This window comes from Micromonospora sp. 067-2, from assembly GCF_046549295.1.
Taxonomy (GTDB): Bacteria; Actinomycetota; Actinomycetes; order Mycobacteriales; family Micromonosporaceae; genus Micromonospora.
Window position 1 is genome coordinate 318,853 of record NZ_JAJPWB010000009.1, and the last position, 21,849, is coordinate 340,701.

A 21,849-nucleotide genomic window follows, 5' to 3' on the forward strand; every position below is an offset into this window, starting at 1 on the left:
GAGCCCTACTTCACCGCGCCGGAGGTGAGGCCGGCCTGGATCTGCCGCTGGAAGATCGCGTACACGATGATCATCGGGAGGATGGCGATGGTCAGTGCGGCGAACAACCCGGACCAGTCCGCCTCGTAGCCCGCGTTGACCGAGATGTCCGCGATGCCCTGGGTGAGCACCCACTTGTCCTTGGAATTGGAGAGCAGCACCAGGGGAAGTTGGTACTGCGCCCACTGCCCGATGATGTTGAAGATCGCCACGCTGATCAGGCCCGGCTTCGCCATCGGCATCATGACCTGGAAGAACAGCCGGGTGTGCCCGCAGCCGTCGATCAAGCCCGCTTCGGCCACCGAGGACGGCAACGTCTTGAAGAACGCGGCCAGGAAGAAGATCGTGAACGGCAGCGAGTACGCGATGTAGACCAGCACCACGCCTCGGTAGGTGTCCAGCATGCCCAGGTTCTTGACCACGAAGAAGAGCGGCACCAGGGCCAGGAACACCGGGAAGGCCAGCCCGGAGACGAACAGGTAGTAGATCGCCCGGTTGCCCCAGAACTTGTACCGCGCCAACACGTACGCCGCCATCGAGCCGAGCAGCATGGTGCCGAAGGTGCTGCACGAGACCACGAAGACACTGTTGAGGAAGTACCGGCCGACGTGCGCCTTGGTCCAGGCCCGGCCGAAGTTCTCCCAGCGCAGCTCCGCGGGAAGCGTCCACGGGCTGCTGAAGATCTCACTGGTGTTCTTGAACGCGGCGAGGAAGGTCCAGAGGATCGGCACGATCACGATCACCGCCCACACGGCGAGCGCGATGTGCCCCAGGCTGGCGAAGAGCCGCACCTCCGAGCGGGGACCCTTGCGCCCCCGTCCACCGGTGGCGTCCGGGTCGCCGGTCTTCGGCGGTAGCGCCGCCGGTGTGGGCGGCAGCGTCGACTGGGGGTTCATCAGTACTCCACGCTTTCCCGCTTGGTGAGCCGCAGCGTCAACGCCGCGAACGTGAGGGTGAGGAAGAACAGCGCCACGCCCATCGCCGAGGCGTAGCCGTACTTCGAGTAGACGAACGCGTTGCGGTAGATCTCGACGGCCAGCACCGTGGTGGCGCCGTCCGGGCCGCCGGCGTCCACCGAGAGCACCGCGACGATGGCGAACGCGTCGAACGCCGCGATGCCCAGGTAGACCCAGGCCACCTGGAGGGTGTCCCAGAGCAGCGGCAGGGTGACCCGGAAGAACAACGTCACCCGGGTCGCCCCGTCCATCTCCGCCGCCTCGTAGATCTCACCCGGTATGGAGGCCATCCCGGCCGAGAAGAGCACCACGTAGAAGCCGACGGCCTGCCAGACCAGGACCGCGATGATCGACCACAGGGCCAGGTTCGGCCGGATGAGGAAGAGGATCGGGTCCAGGCCGAGCTTCATCAGCACGCCGTTGATCAGGCCCGACTCGTTCGGTCGGTACACCATCTGGAACAGCACCGCGATGATGGCCACCGCCAGGACCTGGGGGAAGAAGAACACCACCCGGTAGAACTTCGCCCCCCAGACCCCCTGGCGTTGGCCTCCGCTGCTCTTGCCACCCACGTTGAGCAGGAAGGCGAAGAACAACGCGATGGCGATGGTGATCAGCGGCAGGGCAAGCAGCAGTACGCCGTGGTGCTGGACCGCCTTCCAGAAGGCGCCGTCGTCGAGCAGCTTCCGGTAGTTGTCGAAGCCCACCCACTGGGGAGCGGAGAGCCCCTTCCAGTTGGTCATCGAGATCTGGAACGCCTGCGCGTACGGCGCGATCACGAATGTCACGTACAGCGCGACCGGGGCGAACAGGAACCCGATCACGAATGGATACTTGCCGTGCCGCATGACCCCTACGCTCCGATCGATCAGCGCTTGAACTTGGCGACGGAGCTGTCCTTCTTGATCGCGTCGGCGCGCTTCTGGATCCGCTCCACGAAGGCGTCCGCGTTGATCCGGCCGAACATCAGCTCGTTGGTGGCGGTCCGCGCCTCCGTGTCAAGCTCCTTGTACCAGCCGTCGAAGTACAGGTTGAACACGTCCTGGCCGGCCGCCTTGAGCGCGGCCTGCGAGCTGGCCACACCGGGCGGGAAGGCGAAGCCCTCCGAGCCGGCGGTGACCACGGTCGGGGCCTTGACGACCTCGGTGAAGCCCTTCGCGCCCGCCTTGGAGAGCATCTGGCGCATGTACTCCAGGCCGCCCTTGGGGTTCGCGCTCTTCGCCGAGACGAAGTAGCCCTCACCCGCGGTGGCCCGCAGCGCCGTGGCCGGCAGCTTGTCGGACGCGGTCAGGCCCGGCACCGGCATGAGCTGGTAGTCGAAGCCGGACGGCGTGTCCTTCTTCTGCTCGCCCTCCAGCCAGTCACCGCTGGGGTACAGGGCCACCTTGTACTGGTTCTGCCGCAGCTGCACGTCGGTGTGCTTGAGCCCCTCGAAGCTCTTGTCGGTGAACTTCGCGCCGACCTCGGCCCACGCCGTGGCCGCCTGCTTGACCGCGTCCTGCTTCCAGGCGCCGTCCTCCAGGTTGTCGATGTTCTTCAGCACGTCGGTGCCGCCGATCTTCGCGGCCTGCGTGAGGATCACGTTCCACTGGTAGTAGGCCGCGTTCGCCCCGGCGTAGCCGTACGGCGTGACGCCCTTGGCCTTGATGGCCGTGAGCAGCTTGATGAAGTCGTCCCACGTCTTCGCCGGCACCCAGCCGTTGTCCTTGAACAGCTTGCCGGAGTACCAGATGCCGAAGACGGTGGAGACGTAGTACAGGACGTACGGCTTGCCGTTGAAGGAGCCCGTCTCCACGGTGCCGGGCACCACGGTGTCGCGGACCTTCTTGGCCGGGTCGTCGACCGACGGCGCGTCCCACAGCTCGGTGAGGTCCTGCAGCTGACCGTCGGCGACGAGCGAGCCGAAGTCGATCAGCTTCTCGCCCGAGTTGTTCACGAACTCCGGCGGCTTGCCGGCGGCGAAACGCGGCTGCAGGATGGTGGAGATCGCCTGCGTCGACTGGTGCTTGATCTCCGCCTTGGGGAACGCCGCCTTGTACAGCGGCTCGTGCACGTCGGTGGCGTACTTCTCGCCGTAGCCGCCGTTGAAGATGACCACCTCGATCGGCGCGTCCTCCTTCACGCCGAGGGGGTTCTTGGCGCTCTTCGTGCCGCCGGCGACCTGCTCGTTCTCCTTGTCGCTGCCGCTGGTGGCGCAGGCGCTGAGCAGGCCGATGGCCGGAGTGGCGAGCAGGCCCACGGCGCCGGCGCGACGCAGCACCGTGCGCCGGTCGAGTGCGGCCGGGTGCTCGGGGGTAATCGACATCGTCGTCTCTCCTTGTGGAATTCGGGTCAGGCGGTACGCCGGAGACGCCCGGCGTACCGCGACTCGAGGGCGATGTTGTGCTCGTCCCCACCGGGGACGTTGGCGGAGAGGTAGATAGGGGGTACCTCTCCGGCCTGGTGGAACCGTCGTACGACCTCCGCGGTCAACAGCTGCGCCAGCAGCGCCGTGGTGACCGAGGAGACCGCACAGACCGCGCCGCCGCCCTCGAGCGGCAGCAGTGCATCGCCGTACGGCGCGCCGTTGTCCAGCACGACGTCGGCGAGGTCGGCGAGCCGTTGACCGGACGGGTGCCGCGGGGCGACCCGTCCCGTGTGCTCGACCGAGGTGACCGCGATCAACGGGTGACCGCGCTCGGTGACCAGCGCCGCCAGCTCGACCACCGAGCCGTTGATGCCGGACTGGGACGCCACCACGAACACGTCGCGCGGCTGCGGTGCCGCGAGCGCGTAGATCTGGTGGGCGATGGAGGGGTCGCGTTCCAGCTTGGGGTCGGCGAGCACGCCTCGCGGGGCGTCGCCGTGCACCACCAGATCACGCACCGAGAGCTGGTTGGTGGGCACCAGGCCGCCGGCCCGGGCGACCAGTTCGGCGGCGAACGCCTCGGAGTGCCCGGCGCCGAACGCCTGGAGCACTCCCCCGGCCCGCAGACTCTCGGCTATCAGGTCGGCGGCCCGGGTGATCCCGTCGGCCTCGGAGTCGAGCAGCCGGTCGAGCACCGGGCGGACCGCGTCCGCGTACCCCTGGGCGCTGATCATGAGACGGCTCCCTTCGCGGCCTTGTGCCCGTCGACGGCCTGCGCGGTACGTCGGAACGCCGCGTGGGCGCGGTCGTGGGTGCGCTGGGCGACGGCGATGTAGAGCAGGTCCAGCACCACCAGCTGGGGGTGCCGGGCGGAGAGCGCGTCCGGCCGGAAGGTGGTCGCCTGGCTGGCGGTGAGCAGCACGATGTCGGCCAGCTCGGCCAACGGCGAACGGGGAAAGCCGGTCAGCGCGATGGTCGTGGCGCCCCGGCTGCCCGCCTCGGCGAGCATCTCGATGGTCTCCCGGGTCTGCCCGGTGTGCGAGATGCCCAGCGCCACGTCGCCGGTACGCAGCAGCGCGGCGCTGGCCAGCCCCTCGTGCACGTCGTTCCAGGCCCACGCGGCCACACCGATGCGGTGCAGGCTGAACTGCATCTCCTCGCCGACCAGTGCGCTGCCGCTGGCGCCGAAGATGTTCACCCGACTGGCGCCCGCGATCGCCACGGCCGCCCGTTCCACCTCGGCGAGGTCGAGCAGGGTGGCGGTGTCGTGCATGGCCCGCGTGTCGGCGGCCATGATCTGGTCGAGCACCCGGACCAGCGGGTCGCTCGGCTGGATCTCGCGTCCGATGTCGACGGTCCAGCCGGCCGAACGGGCCCGGCCGGTTTCGGAGGCGATGCCCAGCCGCAGGTCGGCGTACCCCTCGAAGCCCATCGCCCGGCAGAAGCGGGTGATGGTCGCCGGTGAGGTGCCGCTGCGCTCGGCCAGCTCCACGATCGTGGCGCGGGCGGCGGCCTCCGGGTCGCTCAGCACGTGCTCGGCGACGCGGCGAAGCGCGCCGGTCAGCTCGCCGAGCCCGTTGCGGACCCGGGCCAGCACCCCGTCGGAGGCCGATCCGAGCGCGCCCCGCCGGTCGAACGCGTCGGCGTCGACCACCGCGGTCCCCGCGGCGGTGTCCACCTCGTGATCAACCATGGGACGCCTCACCTTTCCGAAAAGACTGTTAACTGTTAGTGGTAAAAGTTCTTACTGAAGGGCCCTCCGTGTCAAGACTGTGGGCGAAGTTTTCAAACTGTTACCTGGCGCACAGCCCGTCGAACCCATCGCGTCTTGCCCTGTGAGACGACGCCGACCAGCATGAACGAGCCCACCAACGCCCGCCGCGAGGAGGCCCGTGCCGATGTCCGACACCGTCGTGGTCGGCCTCGACGTCGGGGGTACGTCCACCCGGGCGACCGCCCTCACCCTGACCGGCGTACGCCTCGGCACCGGTCGTGCCGGCGGTGGCAACCCCACCAGCCACGGCGCCGACCGGGCCGCCGCCGAACTGTCGACCGCCCTGCGCGGGGCACTCGCCGACGTCGACCCCGACCGGGTCGCCGCCGGCACCATCGGGCTGGCGGGGGCGGCCCGACTGCTCGCCGACCCGGCCGGACGGGCCGCCTTCGACCAGAGCTGGCACGACGCCGGCCTGCGCTGCCCGTACACGGTGCACGGCGACGCCCTGGTCGCCTACGCTTCCGGCAGTGCCGCCCCGGACGGCACGGTGCTCATCGCCGGCACCGGGGCGATCACCGCCCAGGTCCGCGACCTGCGGCTGGACCGGGTCGCCGACGGCCACGGCTGGCTTCTCGGCGACGCCGGGTCCGGCTTCTGGCTGGGCCGCGAGGCGGTCCGCCGGCTGCTCGCCGACCTGGACGCCGGCCACACCCCCGGCGCGCTGGCCACGGCGGTGCTCACCGAACTGACGGGCAGCGCCGAGATCGCCCCCCGCCCCCGGGACACCGTGGACGCCACGATCCAGGTGGTGACCCGCCGTCCCCCGGTCGAGCTGGCCCGGCTGGCGCCGCTGGTCGTCACCGCCGCCACCGACGGCGAACCCGTCGCCGCCGCGTTGGTCACCGAGGCCGCCGAACACCTCGTGGCGAGCATGGGCCGGATCCGCCCGGCCGGGGCCGAAACGCCGGTCGTGCTCGGCGGCGGGCTGCTCACCGGCGACACCCCGCTCGCCGCCGCGGTTCGCGCCGAGGTCGGCCGGCGCTGGCCGCAGGCTCCGCTGCGCACCGCCGGGGACGGGGCGGCCGCCGCGGCCTGGCTCGCCGCCCGCGACCTCCCCGAGGTCACCGACCCGGCCGCCCTGCACGCCCGCCTCTTCCCACCCACCCCCTGAACCCACGCCGCCCACACCCCACACCGCGCATCGCCCCACACCGCGCGTCGCCCCACGCGCGTCGCCCCACGCGACGGCAAGATCGCGCTCGATCCAGGAATCAGTCCCCTCCGGCATCGAGGTGGGGACTCTTTCCACGATCGAGCGCGATCATCGCCGGAGGCCCGGCTGGGAGCGTGGCCGAGCGCGATCAGGATCGGTCAGTGGTCGACCGCGGCGAGAGCGCCGCCCCACCTCAGGTCTGGGTGGGGAACCCCAGGTTGACCCCGCCGTGCCGGGGGTTCAGCCACCTGCTGGTGACCACCTTGCCGCGGGTGAAGAAGCGCACCCCGTCCTCGCCGTGCGCGTGCAGGTCGCCGAAGAGCGAGGACTTCCACCCGCCGAACGAGTGGTACGCCGTCGGCACCGGAATCGGCACGTTGATCCCGACCATGCCGACCTCCACCTCGTGCTGGTAGCGCCGGGCCGCACCGCCGTCGTTGGTGAAGATCGCCGTGCCGTTGCCGTACGGGCTGGCGTTGACCAGCTCCACCGCCTCGTCGTAGGACCTGACCCGGACCACGCTCAGCACCGGCCCGAAGACCTCGTCGGTGTAGATCGACATGTCCGGGGTCACCCGGTCGAACAACGTCGGGCCCAGCCAGAAACCCTTCGGGTCACCGTCCGGCGTCACGTCGCGACCGTCCACCACCGGCACCGCGCCGGCGGCGACCCCGGCGTCCACGTAGGAGCGCACCTTCGCCTCGTGTGCGGCGGTGACCAGCGGAGGAACGTCACAGCCCCGCCGGCCGTCGCCGGTGCGCAGACCGGCCATCCGGAAGGCGATCCGCTCGACCAGCGCGTCCGCCACCGGCTCCACCACCACCAGCACCGAGATGGCCATGCACCGCTCCCCCGCCGAACCGAACCCGGCGTTGACCGCCGCGTCGGCCGCCAGGTCCAGGTCGGCGTCGGGGAGCACCACCATGTGGTTCTTCGCCCCGCCGAGCGCCTGCACCCGTTTGCCGGCGGCCGTGCCGCGCTGGTAGACGTACCGGGCGATCGGGGTGGAGCCGACGAACGACACGGCCCGCACCTCGGGGTGCTCCAGCAGCGCGTCGACCGCCTCGGAGTCGCCATTGACCACGTTGAGCACCCCGTCGGGCAGGCCCGCCTCGGCGAACCACTCGGCCAGCAGCAAGGCCGCGCTCGGGTCCTTCTCGCTCGGCTTGAGCACCACGGCGTTGCCACAGGCCACCGCCACCGGCACGAACCACAGCGGCACCATCACCGGAAAGTTGAACGGCGAGATCACCGCGACGACCCCGAGCGGCTGCCGGATGGTGTACGAGTCGACCTCGGTGGAGACGTTCTCGCTGAACGCGCCCCGCAGCGCCGAGGGCAGGCCGCAGGCGTACTCGATGACCTCCAGGCCGCGCTGCACCTCGCCGGCGGCGTCGGCGAGGACCTTGCCGTGCTCGGCCGTGATCACCTCGGCGAGCCGGTCCCGGCGGGCGTGCACCAGCTCCCGGAAGGCGAAGAGCACGGCCGACCGCCTCGCCAGCGACGCGTCCCGCCACCCCCGGGCGGCGCGGGCGGCGGCCTGCACCGCGACGTCGACGTCCGCGGTGCAGGCCAGCTCCACCTCGGCGGTACGCCGACCCGTGGCGGGATCGAACACGTCGCCGCGCCGCCCGGAGGTGCCGCCGACCCGCTTACCGTCCACGAAGTGCCCGATACTCACGCCGTCACCCCGGCCGCCGAGCGGATCGCGTCGACGAGGATCGCCAGGCCCTCACGGGCCTCGTCCTCGGTGAGCGTCAACGGCGGACCCATCCGCAGCACGTTGCCGTACAGGCCGCCCTTGCCGACCAGCAGGCCACCGCTGCGGCACCCCTCGAAGACCCGGTCGGTCAACGCCGGGTCGGGCTCGCTGGTGCCCGGCTGGACGAACTCGACGCCGAGCATCAGTCCCTTTCCGCGTACCTCGGCGACGCAGTCGAGCCCACCCACCGCGGCGCGCAGGCCGTCGGCGAGGATCGCGCCGACGCGGGCCGCGTTGGCCTGCAGGTCGTGCGCGACCAGGTAGTCGAGGACCGCGTTGCCGGCCGCCGTGGAGATCGGGTTGCCACCGAACGTGGAGAAGCTGATGGCGGGCACCGACTCCAGCACCTCGGCCCGGCCGACCACCCCGGCCAGCACGAATCCGTTGCCGATGCCCTTGGCGAAGGTGAGCAGGTCGGGGGTGACGCCGTGCGCCTGGTAGCCCCAGAAGTGCTCCCCGGTACGCCCCCAACCGGTCTGCACCTCGTCGGCGATGAACAGGATCCCGTGTTCGTCGAGGACCTTCTTCCACCCCGCGAAGAGCCCGTCCGGCGGGTGCACGAAACCACCCACACCCTGGATCGGCTCGGCGATCAGCGCGGCGACGTCGCCGGAGGTCTGCGTCGCCAGCACCTCACGCAGGTCCTCCACCGCCGCGTCGACCTGCTCGTCGGCGCTCAACCGGGCGAGCAGCCCGCGCACCCGGTCGCCGGAGTGCAGCCAGGCGACCTGCAGCGGGTTGAGCCCGCTGGCCGACCAGTTGCGGTTGCCGGTGACGCCCATCGCCGCGTACGACCGGCCGTGGTAGCTGTTGCGCACGGCCAGGATCTGGTGCGAGCGGCGGTGGTTGGTGGCCACCAGCAGGGCCGCCTCGGTGGCCTCGGTGCCCGAGTTGGTGAAGAACACCCGCGCGTCCGGAATGCCGGAACGCTGCGCGATCTTCTCGGCCAGCTCGACCTGCTGCCGGATCAGGTAGAGCGTCGAGCTGTGCACGACGCCGGTGGCGAGCTGACGCTCGACCGCCTCGCGGATCTCCGGGATGTCGTAGCCGATCATGTTCGTCAGCACACCGCCGAAGAAGTCCAGATAGCTGCGCCCCCGGGCGTCGGTGACCCGGCGGCCCGAGCCGGCGACCAGCTCGATCGGCTCGGCGTAGTACAGCGGCATCCAGGACGGGAGCACGGCCCGGTGCCGGGCCAGCAGGTCGTCGGTCATCGGCGTAACCCTTCCAGCGGCGTTCGTGGATACCGCACGCTCCCACCGGTGACCGGAATGGACAACTGCCACTCTGTAGCGCAGCGGGCGCCCGCTGCTGACACTGCGTCAGCCGGTGTTCGACGCCGGTACGATCCGACGGTGCCCGATCTCCCCGCGTCGCCGCCGTCCGGCCCGGTACGCACCGGACCGCCGACCGTCGGGCCGGACGTGGCGCTGCCGGCGGGCACCGCGGGCGTACCCGCGATGATCGCCGGGATGTCCGGCTGGCTCGGCGCCGACCCGCTGCGCCGGCTCGTCGCCCGCTTCGGCGGCACCTGGCCGGCCGGCGACCTCGCCGACACCCTGCGGTTCCTCGACGAGTTCTCCGCCCTGCACTGGGATTTCCGCGGTGGCCGGGAGCGGCCCGACGCCCGGGAGCCGGACCTCGACCCGGGCACCGCCGAGTTGGTACGCGCGGTGGCCACCGCGCTGGGGCTCGTCCGGCCCGTGCCCCCCGCACGACCGGCGTACGCCCACCTGGTGGTGCTCGGCGGCCTGGCGCACGCGTGCCTGCGCCGGGTCGCGTACGCCGCGCACCTGCTGCACACCGGCCTGCGGGTGCACGGCGAGGTCGCCATGCTGGGCAGCTTCCGGCCGCTGTCGGACTGGGAACGCCGGACGCTCGCCGACGCTGGCCTGCCCGCCGACGAGACCGAGGTGGACGTGCTGGACACGGCGGTCCGGCGGGTGTTCGGGGTGCCTGCCGCGGTGGAGCGGGACGGCGTCGACGCCGGGCACCCGCACCAGTCCTGGTCGTCGCGGACCTACCGATCGGCGGGCCTCCCACCGGTGCGGGTCCTGGCCGCACCGTCCAGCGAACCCCAACGGCGGCGCGCGCACACCGCCGACACCCAGCGGTTCTGGGCCGGGCACGTCCAACTCGCCCCCGGCGACGCGGTGCTGATGGTGACCGCGCCGATCTACGTGCCGTTCCAGCACTGTGACGCGCTGCGTACCCTGGCCGTGCCGTACGGCTGCGGGATCGACACCGTCGGCGTGGACCCCACGATCGCGGACCTGACCCGGCTGCCGGAGCCGACGCTCAGCCCGGGCCGCTACCTCCAGGAGATCCGCTCCGCGATCCGCGCGATGCGCGCCCTGCACGACCAGCTCGCCCGCTAGTGACCCGGCCGGCGGCTGGGAACGCCGCGTCGCCGATCAGCCGCTGAGAGGGGCCGCCGGCCGGTCGGGCGGAGCGGGCGCGTCAGCCGACCGACCGTCGATCAGCCGGGCGGGCTGGGCCGCCTGGGCCCGCCGCCGGGCGCTGAGCGTCGAGACGACGGCCCAGGCGAGGCCCACGAACAGCGCCCCGCCGGCCGCCGGGGTCAGGGCCGCTGGCGCCGCCGCGGCGGACAGCGTCCACGCCTGCCCGCTGTCGGCGAGCACGCGCGGCCGCCGCTCGTCGTCGGGCACCGCCACCTCCCACTCGTACGCCGCGTCCGGCTCGGTGCTCAGCACCCGCCAGGACCGGCTCACCGTTATCCCGTGGACGGGGCCGGAGTGACCACGCCCCCCTCGGGTCCAGTTGCCCACGCACCGGCTGTGCACCTGCTCCTGCCGGTCGTAGGTGATGTAGCAGTGGTCGACGGTGGCATGTGGATCGTCCCCCGCCCACAGCCCGACGGTCCAGGCCGCGAGCGCACCGCCGACCACGGCGAGCACCGCCACCGCGGTCAGTCGTGCCCACATCGGGATCACGGGTCTCTCCTCTCGCCGCGGTACGTGGGTGCCACCCGTGGCCGGGTGACCAGTTCAGCCGGCGATGGTGTCCTCGACAGCCTGGGCGAAGACCTCGGAGCGGTGCTCGAAGTTGCGGTACCGGCCATAGCTCGGCGCGGCCGGCGACAGCAGCACCACACCGCCGACGGGGGTCAGCTCGCGGGACAGCCGCACCGCCTCCACCAGGTCGTCGACGATCTCGGTACGCACCTTGGGCAACCCTTCGAGGGCGGCCACGATCCGGCTGCCGCTGTCCGGGATGCCGATGACTGTCAACTCCCGCTCCGCCAGGTGCTCGGCCAGCGGCGTGTAGTCCAACCCCCGGTCGGTGCCCCCGACGATCACGGTCAACGGCCGCCCGTCGTACGCGTCGATGGCGTGCATGGCCGCGTACGGGCTGGTGGCGAGGGTGTCGTCGACGAAGGTCAACCCGGACGGGTCGGTGATCTCGGTGAGCCGGTGGGCCAGCCCCTGGAACCCGGCGACCGCGACGGCGAGGCTGTCCTTGCCGGCCACCACGTCGACGCCGAGGGCATCGAGCACGGCGAGGGCGACACAGAGGTTGCCCTCGTTGTGCCGGCCCACCAGGGGCAGCACGGCACGCGGAAAGAGCGGCTGGTCGCCGAGGTGGAACCAGGGCGTACCGTCCCCGCCGGTGGCGACACGGGTGGTGTCGGGACGACCGGCGCGGACCACCGGCAGGTCACCCAGTTCGGCGTCGAGCCGGGGGTCGGCGCCGTTCACCACGATCGTTTCCGGGGCGTGGGCGAGCAGGTTGAGCTTGTCCCGGTAGTACTCCCGCTCCCCGCCGTGCGCGTCCAGGTGCTCGGGGAACAGGGCGGTGACCACCGCCACCCGGGGTGAGTCGGTGAGGTCGCTGCACTGGTAACTGGACAGCTCCAGCACGTACAGCTCCGCCTCCGGCAGGTCGAGGGTGGGCACGCCGATGTTGCCGCCGAAGACGTTCGGCCGGCCCATCGCGGTGAGCAGGTGGCTGATCAGGCTGGAGGTGGTGCTCTTGCCCTTGCTGCCGGTGACTCCGACGGTGCGCGCGGCGTGGTCGGCCATCCACAGCGCGGTGCCCTGGGTGACCGGCACGCCGCGGCGGCGCAGCTCGACCATCCACGGGTGGGTCTGCGGCACACCCGGCGAGCGGACCACCACGTCGGCGGCGGCCAGCCGCTCGAAGCCCGCCTCGCCGGTGACCAGCGGAGCCGCCTCGGCCAGCGGGCCGTCCCAGGGCAGCGAGAGGAAGTTGGCGCTGTCGTCGACGGCGACCAGCTCGGCCGGGCCGTGCGCGGCGATCGCGGTCACCGCGGCCCGGCCCTCCCGGCCGGTCCCCCAGACGGCGACGGTACGTCCGCGCAGGTCAGACAGGCGCACTGGGCTCTCCTCAGGGTCACGGCGGCGGCAGGGCGGGCCTGGTCCGGACACGGCCGGACGAACCAGGGCCTAGTATGGCGTGTGCCCAACGAGCAGCTCCGGCGGATGGACGCCTTCACCTTCCCGTCCTACTCGATCGACTTCTCCACCGGTGAGGTGTTGTTCGACTACGCCCTGACCGGCCCGGCCGGTGAGCAGCGGTTCACCGAGGTCGTCACCCTGCCGCTGCCGGCGGAGCCGCCCTCGGACGAGACGGTGGCCACCCTCGGCCGGGTGCTGGAGGTGCTGCACCTGGTTGCCGGCGTCAGCTACTACAAGGCCGCCGCACCGCCCCGGCTCGTGCTGCCGGCGCCGCTGGGCGCGGCGACCGTCGACTACGTCACGGCCATCTACCGCAGGGGCCTCGCGGAGTACGCGTACCGCAACGCGCTGCCGCACGTGCTGGAGCTGCGCCCGGAGGTGCCGGCGGGTTCGCCGGAGCCGCCACGGGTGTACGACGACTCCGACCGTCGTCCGCTCTCCACGGTGGGAGGTGGCAAGGATTCCATCGTCACCCTGGAGGCGCTGCGCCGGGCCGAACTGGACCCGGTGCCGTTCTCGGTCAACCCGAACCACGTGATCGTCTCGGTCAACGAGGCGTCCGGGCTGACCCCCCTGGCGGCCCGGCGGCGGCTCGACCCGGCGCTGTTCGACCTGAACGCGGCCGGAGGGCTGAACGGGCACATTCCGGTCACGGCCATCAATTCGCTGATCGCGGTGGCCACCGCCGTGCTGCACGGGCTCGGCCCGGTGGTGATGTCCAACGAGCGCTCGGCGTCCGATCCGAACCTGATCTGGAACGGTCACGAGATCAACCACCAGTGGTCCAAGGGCGTCGAGGCCGAAGGGCTGCTGCGGGGGGCGCTGGCCGAGCACGCCGGCCTGACCGAGCCGTACTTCTCGCTGCTGCGCTCGCTCTCCGAGCTGCACATCGCCCGGCTCTTCGCCGAGTTCACCCGGTACGACGACGTGGTGACCAGTTGCAACGCCGCGTTCAAGCTGCGCGACGCGAGCGAGCGCTGGTGCCGGAACTGCCCGAAGTGCCGGTTCGTCTTCCTGGCCATGGCGCCGAACATGTCGCGGGAGCGGGTCACCCACATCTTCGGCGGCGACCTGCTCGCCGATCCGGAGCAGATTCCCGGCTACCGGGAGCTGCTGGGCGTGGACGGCCACAAACCGTTCGAGTGCGTGGGCGAGGTCGAGGAGTCGGTGGTGGCCCTCGGCCTGCTCGCCGAGCAGGACCAGTGGCGCGACGCCCCGGTGATCCAGGCCCTGGTCGACGCCGTACCGGCCACCGCCTGGTCCGCGGTGGCAACCTCCGACGTCTTCACCCCCGGCGGCCCCAACCACATCCCGCCAACCTATGCAAAAGCCCTGACCTCCCTCACCTGATCCCGCCCCACCCCCGCCCGCGGCGGGGGATCAGGGGGTGCGGACGGCGTCCAGGGCCACCAGGGCCACGTGTAGCGAGAGGGTTGCTTCCACCGAGTCGAGGTCCACGTCGAGGATGCGGGCTATGCGGGCGAGGCGCTCATAGAACGCGGGCCGGGACAGGTGGGCGGCTACCGCGCCGGCCGACTTGTTGCGCCCCTGCTCCAGGTACGCGCGCAGGGTGTCGAGCAGCCGCTCCCGGGGGTGCCGGGCGTCATACTCCAGCAGCGCCCCGAGTTCACGCTCCACGAAGGTCTGCAACCGGGGCTCGTCGCGCAGCAGGTGCAGCAGCCCGGCCAGGCCGACGTGCGGGAGGCGGAAGATCGGCAGGTCCCGACGGTCCCGACGGGCCGCCTCGGCGATCTGTCGCGCCTCGACCAGTGATCGTCGCGCCTCCCGTAGGCTGCCCACCCCCGAGCCGGCCGCCACGATCAGGGCGCCCGGAGCGCCGCCGACAGCCCGGGACACGTCGGCGCCGGACGCCGCCCGGGACGCGCCGGCGTCCAGGCGTACCCGGCGCAGCGCGACGGCGAACGCGGACAGCGCGCGGTCCTCGGCGGACGCATCCGGTAGGGCCAGCAGCGCGCCCACCGAGTGGTCGTCGACGGCGCTGGTCAGCGCGGTCAGCTTCGCCTCGCGCAGTGCCTGACCGACCGCCTCGGACAGGTCCCGCAGCCGGGCCGGGCCCGCCTCGGGGCCGCCGTCGGCGGCCGGGTCGTCGGCCCGGTGTCGAACCATCACGCCGACCAGGTGCCGTCGGTCGAGCACCACGCCGAGCGCCTTGGCCCGCAGCGCCACCTCGTCCACCGGCCGGGAGTGGTCGAGCAGCGCGGTGAGCAGGGTCCGGTGATTCTGCCGTTCCAGACCCTCGGCGTCGCGGCGGATGAGCCGGCCGAGCGCGAGGGTCGACGCGGCCCGCTCGATCAGGATGGTGAGCCGGGTCGGTGGCCCGTTGCCGGGGCGCGGCTGCGGCTCTGCCGGGTCGACGCCCCGGCGGGTGGGCAGCTCACCGCCTGCGGGCCAGCGCAGCAGCAGCCGCCCCCAGTCCTGCCCCCGGGCGCCGACCACCGTCACCAGCCAGCCGCTGTCCTGGTCGTACGCGGTCCGCCCGGCTGGCCGGATCCGCCGGGAGTGCTGCTCCCAGCCGTCCAGCAGCAGCTCGGCGCTCTCCCCCGCCGGGTCGTAACCCAGCACCTGCCGGGACAGGTTCTCCAGCACCACCGGGCAACCGGACAGCTCGGCGGCCTGGCGGATCACCTCGGCGGCGTCGGCGCCCTCGACGGACAGGTCGGTGAACCGCTGGTGGATCTCCTCGGTGGCGCGCAACTCGGTGAGCTGCGAGTCGACGATCAACGCGTGCACCGCCTCGGTGATCCGCACGAACGGGGTGGCCCGGCGAAGCTCCACCAGCGGCAGGCCGCGCCGTTCGGCGGCGGCGGCCATCACCCGGGGCACCCCGCTGACGTAGCGGCGGCCCAGCTCGACGACGAGCCCGGAGACGCCGACGTCGGCCAGGTCCCCGATGAACGCGCGCAACCCCGCGTCGTCGCCGGGCAGCCCGATGCCGGTCGTGAGTACCAGCTCGCCGCCGCCGAGCAGGGTGGCGATGTCCGGCACCTCGGCGACGTGCACCCAGCGGACCGGCCGGTCCAGCCCGGCGTCTCCGGCGACCACGCGCGGCGCGCCGTGGCGGACCGGGTCCAGGGCGAGGACCTCACGGACGGTAGGGAACACGGCCGCCACGCTACCGTCAGTGACGCCGGAATCCGACATCCACGGCCGGCCGCCGGGTGGCCGGCCATCCGGATCAGTCGGACGCCTCACAGCGGGTCGTCGCGCCCCAGTTCCCAGAACGCCACCGCCGCGGCGGCCGCCACGTTCAGCGAGTCCACTCCACGCCGCATCGGGAGCCGCACCCGCACGTCGCTGGCGCCCTGCGCCACCCCGGTCAGCCCGGGCCCCTCGGCACCGAACAGCAACGCCGCCCGGGCCCGCTGGTCCGGGGAGAGCCGCTGGATCGGCAACGCGTCCGCCGCCGGCGTCAACGCCAGCACGGTGAAGCCGGCCTCCTTCACCTGGTCCAGGCCCGCCGGCCAGCGCTCGAGCTTGGCGTACGGCACCGCGAAGACCTCCCCCATGCTGACCCGCACACTGCGCCGGTACAGCGGATCGGCGCAGGTCGGTGAGAGCAGCACCGCGTCGACGCCGAGCGCGGCGGCACCCCGGAAGACGGCGCCGAGGTTGGTGTGGTTGTTGACGTCCTCCAGGATCACCACCCGGCGCGCGGCGGCGAGCACCTCGGCCGCCGTCGGCAGCGGCCGGCGGTGGAACGACGCCAACACCCCTCGGTGTACGTGGAAGCCGGTGGCCCGTTGCAGCACGTCCTGCGTCGCCGCGTAGACCGGTGCGTCGCCGGTGTCCAGGTCGGCGAGCTGGTCGATGCGTTTGGCGTCGACCAGGTACGACCGGGCGGGGTAGCCGGCGCGAAGTGCCCTGCGCAGCACCAGCTCGCCCTCGGCGATGAACAGGCCGTGCGGCGGCTCCCAGCGGGTGCGCAGCTCGACGTCGGTGAGCGCGCGGTAGTCGGCGATCCGGTCGTCCTCGGGGTCGGTGATCTCATGCACGGGCACCCGACGATTCTGCCGGACGGCCGACCGGTGCCGGCGTTGCCGGTCCAGCCCGCACCGGCGGTGGTGTTTCGCACCGTACGGGACGGGAATGGCCGGTGATGAAAGCGGACCCGACGGAAGGCAGCAGACAGGTGAGCACAGGCCGCACGGCACCGGATGGATCGCCCAAACTGCCCCGGCACGCGACCGTCGCGGATCACATCGTCGCCCGCCTGGCCAGTTGGGGCGTGCACCGCTACTACGGCTACCCCGGCGACGGCATCAACGGCATCACCTCCGCGCTGCAACGCACCGACGAACGGGCCCAGTTCGTCCAGGTGCGGCACGAGGAGACCGCCGGCTTCGCCGCCTCGGCGCACGTCAAGTACGGCGGCGGCCCGCTGGGCTGCGCGCTGGTGACCAGCGGGCCGGGTGCCATCCACCTGCTCAACGGGCTGTACGACGCCAAGCTCGACCACCAGCCGGTGATCGCCCTGGTGGGGCACACCGCGGTGACCGCCGAAGGCGGCGGCTACTACCAGGAGGTCGACCTGCTCGCCCTCTACAAGGACGTGGCCGCCGCGTTCCTGGCCCAGCTCGACCACCCGTCCCAGGTCCGTCACCTGGTCGACCGGGCGTGCCGTACGGCGCTGGCGCGGCGTACCGTCACCGCCCTGATCCTCCCCGCGGACCTGCAGGACGAACCGGCCGTCCCGAACCCGCCGCACGCGCACGGCTACTACCACACCAGCAACGTGCCGAGCAGCACGCCGACGGCGCCGCCGGAGGCGGACGTGCGCCGGGCCGCCGAGGTGCTGCGCGGCGGGCAGCGGGTGGCGATGCTGGTGGGCCAGGGCGCGCTCGGCGCGCGGGACGAGGTACGCGAGATCGCCCACCGGCTCGGCGCCGGGGTGGCCACCGCGCTTCTCGGCTTCACCGTCGTCGACCACCGTGAGCCGTGGGTGACGGGGGCGATCGGGCTGCTCGGCACCCGCCCGAGCTGGCAGTTGATGGACGGCTGCGACCGGCTGCTGATCGTCGGCAGCAACATGCCGTACTCGGACTTCTATCCGGAGGAGGGGCAGGCCCGCGCGGTGCAGATCGACCTGGACGGCACGCAGCTCGGGCTGCGCTATCCGACCGAGGTCAACCTGACCGGCGACGCCGCGCCCACGCTGCGCGCGTTGCTGCACGAGCTGGGTCCCGGGCCCGGCCCGACCGCCTGGCGGGAGAAGATCGCCGAGGACACCTCGGCCTGGCGGCGCGCCCAACGCGAGCTGGCCGAGCAGACCGCCGACCCGGTCAACCCGCAACTGCTGTTCAGTACGCTCAGCGAGCGGTTGCCCGACGACGCGATGCTCGCCGTGGACTGCGGCACCGCGACCGCCTGGTACGCCCGGCACGTTCAGGTACGTCCCGGGATGCTGGCCAGCCTCTCCGGAACGTTGCTGTCCATGGGCGGTGCCATGCCGTACGCGCTGGGCGCCAAGTTCTCCCACCCGGACCGGCCGCTGGTCGCGCTGATCGGCGACGGTGCGATGCAGATGAACGGGGTCAACGAGCTGATCACCGTGGCCAAGTACTGGCGGAGCTGGGCCGACCCGCGGTTCGTGGTGCTGGTGCTCAACAACCGGGACCTGGCGTTCGTCAGCTGGGAGCAGCGCTCCAGCGAGGGAACGCCGATGTTCCCGGACAGTCAGCAACTACCGGACATCGCCTACCACCAGTGGGCGCAGGTGCTCGGGCTGCACGGCGAGTTGGTCGACGCTCCGGACCAGGTACCGGGCGTGTGGGAGCGTGCGCTCACCGCCGACCGGCCGACGGTGATCAACGCACTGGTGGACCCGGCGGAGCTGATGCTGCCGCCGCACTTCACCCTCGACCAGGCGCGCAAGACAGCGGCGGCGGTGCTGCGCGGCGACACCGACTGGGCCGGCATCGTGCGGCGCGGTCTGCCCGCCACGATCAGCAGTTTCCGTCCCCGCCGCCGCGAGCGCTGACCCCCGGTCCCGTCCTCGATCGACGGCGTATGGCGGAATTCGGGTCAGCCGCGGTGGTCGTCCAGCCAGCGTTCGAGCAGGGAGCGACGGTCGTTGTCGCGGTTCTGCGGTCGGTCCGGAACGACGGGGGCGCGCTCGACCGGGCGGCGGGGGTCGCCGGCCAGTTCGCGGCTGGGCGCGACGAACGTCTTCTCCGGCTGCCCCTTGACCGCGGTGGCGATGACCCGGGCGACCGCGTCGATCACCTTGGCCTGCACCGCGGAGCCCACCGAGTCGGCCGGGTCGTCCGGGTTGACGGCGATACCGGCGACCGCGACCTGCGGGGTGAATCCGACGAACGTCTCGGTGGAGTTCTGCTCCGAACTGCCCGTCTTGCCGGCCACCGGGCGGCCGTCGAGGATGTTCGTGACACTGGTCGCGGTGCCACCGTTGCACTGCCCGTAGGCCGACTGCTGGCCGACCGGGCAGCGCGCGGCGTCGGTCGCGGCGCGGGCCACGTCGGCGTCGAGCACCCGCTTGCAGGACGGCTGCCCCACCGGCACCTTCGCGCCGTTCGCCGCCGTCACCGACACCACGGGCACCGGCGTGCAGTAGGTGCCCTCGGCGGCCACCGTCGCGTACGCGTTGGCCAGGTCCAGCGGGGTGGTGGCGGCCACGCCGAGAGTGAACGAACCCCAGTTGGCGGCGTCGTCCTTGGCGAAGTCCGCGTCCGACCTGGCCCGGAAGGTGATGCCGAGCCGCTGTGCCATCTCCACCACCTTGTCCTGGCCGACCTGCTCGGCCAGCCAGACGAAGTAGGTGTTCACCGAACGGCCGAAGCCGTCCCACATCATCCGGTATCCGTCCATCCAGTCCGGGTTGTCGTTGGCCGGGCACCAGTGGCCGTCACAGGTGCCCGGACCCTGCTCGACAAAGCGGGTGGGCAGCTTGGCGGGGGCGTCGAAGCCGGTCGAGAGGGTACGCCCGGACTCCAGCGCGGCGAGCATGGTGAACAGCTTGAACGTCGAGCCGGCCTGGTAGCCGTTGACGCTGGCTCCGCCGGAGATCAGCGGGTTGACGGTGTTCGGGTAGTTGGCCTGCCCGGCGGGATTGTCGGCGAGGCTGTAGTGCCGGTTGACCGCCATCGCCAGCACCTGACCGGTGCCCGGCTGCACGGCCGCGATCGGCAGGGCACGCTTGTTGTCGTACGAGTAGACCTTGGCGGCCTGCTGCTGCGCGGTGGCCTGGATCTTCGGATCCAGTGAGGTGACCACGGTGTAGCCGCCCGCGCGCAGGGCCTGCTCGCGCTCGGCCACCGTGGCACCGAACGCCGGCTGGGTCAGCCACCACTGGCGCAGGTAGTCGCAGAAGTAGCCCCAGTCGTCATGACCCTGGGTCACGGCGGTGCAGCCGTTGGGCTGCACGGTGGGGTGCAGGGTCAACGGCTCGGCCTTCGCCTGCACGGCCTGCGCGGCGGTGATCGCCCCGGTGGCGACCATCGAGTCCAGCACGTACGAGCGTCGGGCCAGCGCGTCGTCCTTGCTGCCGTCGATCGGGCTGTACGCGTCAGGAGACTGCACCAGGCCGGCGAGCATGGCCGACTCACCGAGGGTCAGCTGCGCCGGGAGCTTGCCGAAGTAGCGTTGGCTGGCCGCCGCGATCCCGTACGCGCCGGAGCCGAAGTAGGCGATGTTCAGGTACCGGTTGAGGATCTCGTCCTTGCCGAGGCTCTGCTCGAGCGCACCCGCGTACTTGATTTCCTGGATCTTCCGACCGACGGTGGGATCGGTGGCGGCGGCCCGCTCCTCGTCGGTGCGGGCGGGGTCCGTCTTGAGGACGTTCCGGACGTACTGCATGGTCAGCGTCGAGCCGCCCTGCTCGGTGCCGCCGCCCTTGACGTTGGCCACCACGGCACGGCCCAGGCCGCGCAGGTCCGCGCCGCCGTGCGCGTAGAACCGCCGGTCCTCGGCCGCCACGATCGCCTGCCGCATCACCGGGGCGATCTCCGCCAGCGGCACGTCGGTGCGGTTCACGTCGTAGAACGTCGTGATCAGCGTCTTGCCGTCATTGGCGTACAGGTAGGACCGCTGCGGGGTGGCCGGGGTACGCAGCGAGGCGGGCAACGCGGCGTACGACCCGAGCGCGGAGCGGGCAGCGAACCCGACTAGCAGATTGCCCGGCAGCGCGGCGACTGCCAGGGCAAGCCCGGCCAGCAAGCCAGCGAGCAGCACGGTGAACAGCCGCGACAGCGGCGAGCGTTGGGCGGCCATGCCTCCCAGGATTGCCACGAAAGCCGCCAACCGACCAGTGCCGCAGGCAGATTGTCAGCAACTTCACGGCCCCCCACCAGCAAGTCCCCACCAACCCCCACCCACCCACCCCGCCCCACCCCTGTTGATCATGAAGTTATTGCCACGACTCGCCGACATCGAGGGCAATAACTTCATGATCACCGGGTGGGGGCGGGGCGCGGCGCGGGCGGGGGCTGCCGGGGGCTTTTGTCAGGGGGTTGGGGTGGAGAGGCTGGCGCTGGCGGCGTCCCTTGCGGTTTCGCGGGGCATCAGGCGGCCGGAGCGGTAGCCGATGCCGATGCCGGCGATCAGTACGAAGATCGCGCCGAACGTCTGCAGCGAGCCGATCAGCGCGCCCCCCAGGCCGAGCAGCGGGGCAGCGATGATCAGCATGATCCCGTCTCCCAGGCTGAACGCGCCCGAGCGGGCCACCGCCCAGCCGGTCAGGAACCAGCCCACGCTGTAGAAGGTGGCGCCGGCCAGGACCAGCGAACGCGCGGTGGTGCCGAAGACCGGCGTCTGCTCGGCGAGCCCGGCGAAGGGCAGCATCAGGACGGTCCCGGCGATGCTGACCAGCAGCCCGGCGGCGGCAACCCGGCGGCTGCGGGTCGCGGCGAGCAGCCCGGTGAGGGCCAGCAGTGCTAGCAGGCCGAGCCAGACCGCGGCCACCCAACCGATGAGGTACGCCGCCCGGCCGTCGGCCGGATACGGGTCGTTGCCCACCCCGCCGTCGCTGGCCATCGCCACCACGCCGTAGAGGATGGCGTACGCCGGCAGCAGCCACACCGCCGCGCGCGCGAACCGGCGCACCGACCAGGCCCAACTGGCGTTCGTCGCCGGCCCGGCCGGGGTCGGTTCGCCCACGAACGGCAGTACGCCGAACCCACCGCCGGTGCTCCGGGAACCCAGCGGGCCGGCCGGGTCGTGCGCGCCGGGCACCGGGGCCGAGGACCACACACTGTTCGCCGGATCCTTCATGCGTCACCTCGCTCGTCCGCGAGTGGTGCTCCGACGCGCCGGGGCGCCCCGATTGCCTGGTCACCACCCGTCCTAGGACCGATCGTGGCAGGCCTCGGAGCGCCCCATGAGTCTTTCTCGCATTTATCCG

The 21,849-nt window shown here is 72.0% G+C and carries 17 protein-coding genes; 4 read left to right on the top strand and 13 right to left on the bottom strand.

What is annotated here, in order from left to right:
• Positions 1-5: 5 nt before the first annotated feature.
• From ACLJN9_RS23080 to ACLJN9_RS23100, 5 genes are read right to left on the bottom strand one after another with little or no spacing between them, the layout of a single operon-like run.
• The gene (locus ACLJN9_RS23080) at positions 6-935 is read right to left on the bottom strand and encodes a carbohydrate ABC transporter permease (RefSeq protein ID WP_410813575.1); all 930 of its coding nucleotides are present in this window, start codon (positions 933-935) and stop codon (positions 6-8) included.
• Positions 935-1,843, bottom strand: coding sequence for a carbohydrate ABC transporter permease (locus ACLJN9_RS23085; protein ID WP_410813576.1), 909 nt, complete (start codon positions 1,841-1,843; stop codon positions 935-937). Before ACLJN9_RS23085 ends, ACLJN9_RS23080 begins: the two co-directional genes overlap by 1 nt.
• 20 nt (positions 1,844-1,863) lie before the next feature.
• Positions 1,864-3,300: an N-acetylglucosamine/diacetylchitobiose ABC transporter substrate-binding protein gene (gene ngcE / locus ACLJN9_RS23090; protein WP_410813577.1), complete on the bottom strand. Its 1,437-nt coding sequence runs from the start codon at positions 3,298-3,300 to the stop codon at positions 1,864-1,866.
• Between the two features lie 26 nt (positions 3,301-3,326).
• Positions 3,327-4,076 carry a sugar isomerase domain-containing protein gene (locus ACLJN9_RS23095; RefSeq protein WP_410813578.1) on the bottom strand — a complete coding sequence of 250 codons (750 nt, stop codon included), beginning with the start codon at positions 4,074-4,076 and terminating at the stop codon, positions 3,327-3,329.
• On the bottom strand, positions 4,073-5,035 hold the full coding sequence (locus tag ACLJN9_RS23100) for a MurR/RpiR family transcriptional regulator (RefSeq protein WP_410813579.1): 963 nt from the start codon (positions 5,033-5,035) through the stop codon (positions 4,073-4,075). The genes ACLJN9_RS23095 and ACLJN9_RS23100 overlap by 4 nt, the downstream gene beginning before the upstream one ends.
• 205 nt (positions 5,036-5,240) lie before the next feature.
• On the opposite strand from ACLJN9_RS23100, the gene ACLJN9_RS23105 reads away from it, so the two are divergent.
• A complete protein-coding gene (locus ACLJN9_RS23105) occupies positions 5,241-6,230 on the top strand; it encodes an N-acetylglucosamine kinase (protein ID WP_410813580.1) in 990 nt (329 codons plus the stop codon).
• Positions 6,231-6,465: 235 nt separating this feature from the next.
• Here ACLJN9_RS23105 and ACLJN9_RS23110 read toward each other — a convergent pair whose 3' ends face one another.
• Both ACLJN9_RS23110 and ACLJN9_RS23115 read right to left on the bottom strand, forming a co-directional pair.
• Positions 6,466-7,953: a CoA-acylating methylmalonate-semialdehyde dehydrogenase gene (locus tag ACLJN9_RS23110; RefSeq protein WP_410813581.1), complete on the bottom strand. Its 1,488-nt coding sequence runs from the start codon at positions 7,951-7,953 to the stop codon at positions 6,466-6,468.
• Positions 7,950-9,248, bottom strand: a complete 1,299-nt coding sequence (locus tag ACLJN9_RS23115; RefSeq protein WP_410813582.1) for an aspartate aminotransferase family protein — start codon at positions 9,246-9,248, stop codon at positions 7,950-7,952. Before ACLJN9_RS23115 ends, ACLJN9_RS23110 begins: the two co-directional genes overlap by 4 nt.
• 141 nt (positions 9,249-9,389) lie before the next feature.
• On the opposite strand from ACLJN9_RS23115, the gene ACLJN9_RS23120 reads away from it, so the two are divergent.
• Positions 9,390-10,412, top strand: a complete 1,023-nt coding sequence (locus ACLJN9_RS23120; protein ID WP_410813583.1) for a hypothetical protein — start codon at positions 9,390-9,392, stop codon at positions 10,410-10,412.
• Between the two features lie 36 nt (positions 10,413-10,448).
• Here ACLJN9_RS23120 and ACLJN9_RS23125 read toward each other — a convergent pair whose 3' ends face one another.
• On the bottom strand, positions 10,449-10,988 hold the full coding sequence (locus tag ACLJN9_RS23125; protein ID WP_410813584.1) for a hypothetical protein: 540 nt from the start codon (positions 10,986-10,988) through the stop codon (positions 10,449-10,451).
• 54 nt (positions 10,989-11,042) lie between these two features.
• Positions 11,043-12,392 (bottom strand): UDP-N-acetylmuramoyl-L-alanine--D-glutamate ligase, encoded by a 1,350-nt coding sequence (murD, locus tag ACLJN9_RS23130; RefSeq protein WP_410813585.1) that lies wholly within the window; start codon positions 12,390-12,392, stop codon positions 11,043-11,045.
• A gap of 81 nt (positions 12,393-12,473) precedes the next feature.
• Between murD and ACLJN9_RS23135 the strand changes: the two genes are divergently transcribed.
• Positions 12,474-13,823, top strand: coding sequence for a hypothetical protein (locus ACLJN9_RS23135; protein WP_410813586.1), 1,350 nt, complete (start codon positions 12,474-12,476; stop codon positions 13,821-13,823).
• 30 nt (positions 13,824-13,853) lie between these two features.
• Here ACLJN9_RS23135 and ACLJN9_RS23140 read toward each other — a convergent pair whose 3' ends face one another.
• Positions 13,854-15,605, bottom strand: a complete 1,752-nt coding sequence (locus ACLJN9_RS23140) for a PucR family transcriptional regulator (RefSeq protein WP_410813587.1) — start codon at positions 15,603-15,605, stop codon at positions 13,854-13,856.
• 77 nt (positions 15,606-15,682) lie between these two features.
• Positions 15,683-16,540: a TrmH family RNA methyltransferase gene (locus ACLJN9_RS23145; RefSeq protein ID WP_410813639.1), complete on the bottom strand. Its 858-nt coding sequence runs from the start codon at positions 16,538-16,540 to the stop codon at positions 15,683-15,685.
• A 50-nt stretch (positions 16,541-16,590) separates the two neighbouring features.
• Between ACLJN9_RS23145 and ACLJN9_RS23150 the strand changes: the two genes are divergently transcribed.
• Positions 16,591-18,471: a thiamine pyrophosphate-requiring protein gene (locus tag ACLJN9_RS23150; protein ID WP_410813640.1), complete on the top strand. Its 1,881-nt coding sequence runs from the start codon at positions 16,591-16,593 to the stop codon at positions 18,469-18,471.
• A 44-nt stretch (positions 18,472-18,515) separates the two neighbouring features.
• Here ACLJN9_RS23150 and ACLJN9_RS23155 read toward each other — a convergent pair whose 3' ends face one another.
• Both ACLJN9_RS23155 and ACLJN9_RS23160 read right to left on the bottom strand, forming a co-directional pair.
• Positions 18,516-20,720: a transglycosylase domain-containing protein gene (locus tag ACLJN9_RS23155; protein WP_410813641.1), complete on the bottom strand. Its 2,205-nt coding sequence runs from the start codon at positions 20,718-20,720 to the stop codon at positions 18,516-18,518.
• A 231-nt stretch (positions 20,721-20,951) separates the two neighbouring features.
• Positions 20,952-21,719, bottom strand: coding sequence for a hypothetical protein (locus tag ACLJN9_RS23160; RefSeq protein WP_410813588.1), 768 nt, complete (start codon positions 21,717-21,719; stop codon positions 20,952-20,954).
• Positions 21,720-21,849: the final 130 nt, after the last annotated feature.

What these genes read in the sequence shown, in the direction of transcription:
- ACLJN9_RS23080 (WP_410813575.1), bottom strand. Translation starts at nt 935, where the DNA reads ATGAACCCCCAGTCGACGCTGCCGCCCACACCGGCGGCGCTACCGCCG.
- ACLJN9_RS23085 (WP_410813576.1), bottom strand. Translation starts at nt 1,843, where the DNA reads ATGCGGCACGGCAAGTATCCATTCGTGATCGGGTTCCTGTTCGCCCCG.
- ngcE (WP_410813577.1), bottom strand. Translation starts at nt 3,300, where the DNA reads ATGTCGATTACCCCCGAGCACCCGGCCGCACTCGACCGGCGCACGGTG.
- ACLJN9_RS23095 (WP_410813578.1), bottom strand. Translation starts at nt 4,076, where the DNA reads ATGATCAGCGCCCAGGGGTACGCGGACGCGGTCCGCCCGGTGCTCGAC.
- ACLJN9_RS23100 (WP_410813579.1), bottom strand. Translation starts at nt 5,035, where the DNA reads ATGGTTGATCACGAGGTGGACACCGCCGCGGGGACCGCGGTGGTCGAC.
- ACLJN9_RS23105 (WP_410813580.1), top strand. Translation starts at nt 5,241, where the DNA reads ATGTCCGACACCGTCGTGGTCGGCCTCGACGTCGGGGGTACGTCCACC.
- ACLJN9_RS23115 (WP_410813582.1), bottom strand. Translation starts at nt 9,248, where the DNA reads ATGACCGACGACCTGCTGGCCCGGCACCGGGCCGTGCTCCCGTCCTGG.
- ACLJN9_RS23150 (WP_410813640.1), top strand. Translation starts at nt 16,591, where the DNA reads ATGAAAGCGGACCCGACGGAAGGCAGCAGACAGGTGAGCACAGGCCGC.
- ACLJN9_RS23155 (WP_410813641.1), bottom strand. Translation starts at nt 20,720, where the DNA reads ATGGCCGCCCAACGCTCGCCGCTGTCGCGGCTGTTCACCGTGCTGCTC.
- ACLJN9_RS23160 (WP_410813588.1), bottom strand. Translation starts at nt 21,719, where the DNA reads ATGAAGGATCCGGCGAACAGTGTGTGGTCCTCGGCCCCGGTGCCCGGC.